Annotated in this window: 1 protein-coding gene; it reads left to right on the forward strand. The window is 68.7% G+C overall.

Annotated elements, in window-relative coordinates; genetic code table 11:
- On the forward strand, positions 1–1,455 hold a 1,455-nt coding region (locus FB157_RS46965), incomplete at its 5' end, for an LCP family protein (RefSeq protein ID WP_261387076.1).

Raw genomic sequence — 1,455 nt, forward strand, 5'->3', positions numbered from 1 at the left:
GGCTGGTGGTTCTACCAGCATCTGAACGGCAACATCCAGAGTGTCTCGCTGGACGGCAAGGGTGGTTCGGAGAAGGCGGATGCGTTCGGGCGTACGCCGATCAACATTCTGGTGATGGGGTCGGACGGGCGGACGAGCAAGGCGGACTGCAAGCTGGGTGGCGGTTGTTCGCGGACCGGGGTGCAGACGGGCAGCAACGCGGATGTGCAGATGGTGGTGCACATATCCGCCGACCGTTCGAACGCGACGGTGATGAGCATCCCGCGGGACACGATGACCCGGGTCCCGGCGTGCAGGGACAGTGCGAACGGTCGGTCGACGGCGGGCTACTACGGGCAGATCAACAGTGCGCTGCAGTACGGTCCGGCCTGTCAGGTGGCCACCGTGCACCAGCTGACCGGTATCCCCATCGACCATTTCGTGAAGCTGGACTTCTCGGGTGTGGTGAAGATGTCGGACGCGGTCGGCGGTGTCTCGGTGTGTGTCAGTGACGACGTGTACGACACCTACTCGCATCTGAAGCTGTCCAAGGGCGCGCACACCCTCAAGGGGGTGGCGGCTTTGGAGTTCGTGCGGTCCCGGCACGGGTTCGGGGACGGCAGCGACCTGGGGCGGACCGTCTCGCAGCACATCTTCCTGAGCGCGATGATCCGCAAGTTCAAGAGCGCGGGCACGCTCACCGATCCCGGCGCGGTCTACGACCTCGCGGACGCGGCCACCAGGGCGCTGACGGTGGACGACGGGCTGGGCTCGGTGAAGAAGCTGATCGCGCTGGCGTCGGACCTGAACAAGGTGCCCACCAAGCGGATGACGTTCACCACGATGCAGACCGGCAGCGACCCGAACGACAACAACCGTGTCGTCGTCGGGGCGGGCGCCAGGACGCTGTTCGCGACCATCGCCGCCGACCAGTCCCTGACCACCGGCTCGGGCAGGAAGTCCGCTGCGGCCGCCTCGGCGACCGCGAAGGCGCCGGCCGTGCCCAGGTCGCAGATCGTGGTCACGGTGGAGAACGGCACCGCGGTCACCGGCCGCGCCTCCGCGGTCGCGGCCGCGCTGACCGGGCAGGGCTTCAGCCCGGCCACCACCACCGCCAACGCGCCCAGCCCCGCGGCCACCACCACCCTCAGCTACGGCAGCGGCCACAAGGGGGAGGCCCGGACGGCCGCGAAGGCTCTGGGACTGTCCGCCTCACACCTGAAGAAGTCCACCACCGGCACCGGTCTGACCCTGGTCATCGGCAGCGACTGGCCCAGCGGCACCAGCTACCCCGGCGCCACCTCCGCACCCGCGGACACCAAGGCCGCCGTCTCCAACGCCCACGCCCAGACCGCCGACCAGGCCAAGACCTGCGCCAAGGTCAGCCCCTACAAGACCGTCGAACTGGGCGGCGTCCCCATGACACCGGCCCAGGCGTACACGGCGGCACGCACCAAGCCCGACTCCGACGAATGA

Source organism: Streptomyces sp. BK340 (assembly GCF_007827595.1).
Lineage (GTDB): Bacteria > Actinomycetota > Actinomycetes > Streptomycetales > Streptomycetaceae > Streptomyces.